Source organism: Nonomuraea basaltis (assembly GCF_005893125.1).
Taxonomy (GTDB): domain Bacteria; phylum Actinomycetota; class Actinomycetes; order Streptosporangiales; family Streptosporangiaceae; genus Nonomuraea; species Nonomuraea basaltis.
In genome coordinates, this window is sequence record NZ_VCJS01000541.1 from 1 (window position 1) to 1534 (window position 1534).

Annotated in this window: 2 protein-coding genes; both read right to left on the minus strand. The window is 69.6% G+C overall.

Features of this window, described 5'->3' with window-relative positions; translation table 11 throughout:
* Positions 1 to 32: 32 nt before the first annotated feature.
* The gene (locus tag EJK15_RS74025; RefSeq protein ID WP_206062369.1) at positions 33 to 806 is read right to left on the minus strand and encodes a transposase; all 774 of its coding nucleotides are present in this window, start codon (positions 804 to 806) and stop codon (positions 33 to 35) included.
* The coding region (locus tag EJK15_RS74030; RefSeq protein WP_206062371.1) for a transposase at positions 770 to 1534 on the minus strand (765 nt) is incomplete at its 5' end. The genes EJK15_RS74030 and EJK15_RS74025, both read right to left, overlap by 37 nt.

Here is a 1534-nt window from a genome sequence, read left to right on the forward strand (position 1 = left end):
GGGCTCTGTCGCTGATCTTGTGATGCGGGACGTCAGTCTCGAAGCAGGATCTTCTTCCTGAGAAGGTCAAAGTTCGCGCGGCCATATCCCTGCCGCTTGATCAACTTTACTCGCGTGTTCTGCCCTTCGGCCTGCCCGGAACTCCAGGCCACCGATAGGCCAGCGGTCACGGCGTCCAGGTCGAGAGCAAGGCCGTCGGCGTACTGAACTAGGGCGGGCAGGCCGCTGTTGCGCACGTCATCGATCCAGGCCGGGAGCCGGTCCCCGCGCAGGTCGCGCATCATGGTGGCGAAGCTGCGCACGTGCCGGGTGACGGTGTCCAGTTCCGGGCAGGCGGCACGGATCTCCTTCAACGTCATGGTGTCATCGGGGCGGAGGCCATCGGGATGGATCATGATCCAGCGGGTGACTGTCCGCGGACGCGGGATCGGGCGTGGTGGAGGCGGCGCCACCGCGTTGCTCTTCAGCAGCCGCACGTACCAGTAGACGGGGCTTGCGCTGCCGCGGTAGCCCTGTGCGGTGACCTCCCGAAACAGCTGCGAGGCGTTGTGACAGCCATCGGCGGTGACACGCTGGTGCAGGTAGGGCTTGAACGCATCCAGCAGCGTGCGCCGATGCGTCGCCGACGCCAGCAGTTCCTCCACGCCGGCGGCGCGAGCGTAGCGGCGCACGGTGTAGTAGTTGAGCCCCAACTCGCGGCTGATGCCCCACAACGAGCGACCTTCGGCCACCCGCCGTTGAACCGCCTCGTAGCGTTCGATGGTGCGGCTCACCAGGCGGCGCGGCTGGCCGCGCACATCGAGCATCCCATCGCGCGGGGCGGGCACCCCGCCGGGCACATCACCAGGGGCCAGAGCCAGTGCCGTGCCGTCCTCGCCGGAACCGTCGGATCCGGCAGCCTCATCGAGGGCGGTCTTGACGCACGCGTGGTGGGCGCGCACGGTGGCGTCGACCGCCTCGGCCAGGTTGCGGTACAGGTGCCAGCGATCGGCCACGTCCAGGGCCTGCGGAGCTCCTGTTCGGATGGCCTCGGCATAGGCACGGCACGGTCTCGGCACACCACCTCGATCTCCGGGTGAGCGGCCAGCCACGCGGCCACCGGCTCAGCCTCCCTCCCCTTCAGCACATCAATCGGACGGCGAGCCTCCAGGTCCACGATGATGGTGGCGTAGGTGGCGCGCCTGCGCAGCGCGAAGTCGTCCACAGCCACCACCCGCACTGCCTCCACCGCTGGTTCCGGCGCCGCGCGGACCAGCCGCAGCAAGGTGTCCTTGGCCACGCGTAATCCAAGGCGGGCCGCCAGCCGGACGCCCGCGCGCACCGCCATCGCGATCGCGACCGAGGTCAGCGCGGTGCGCAACAGCGGCGTGAACCGGGCGTGCGGGCTGGTCAGCCCGGCCACCTGCTCGGCGAACGTCACCGCCGTGCACCCGGTGTTCACGCACTTGAACCGGCGCACCGTCAAGGCGAGCACCGTCTGGACACCGCCGAGTGCGATGTCGGCCAACCGCCGGACGTAGCGGCCGTGCACCCG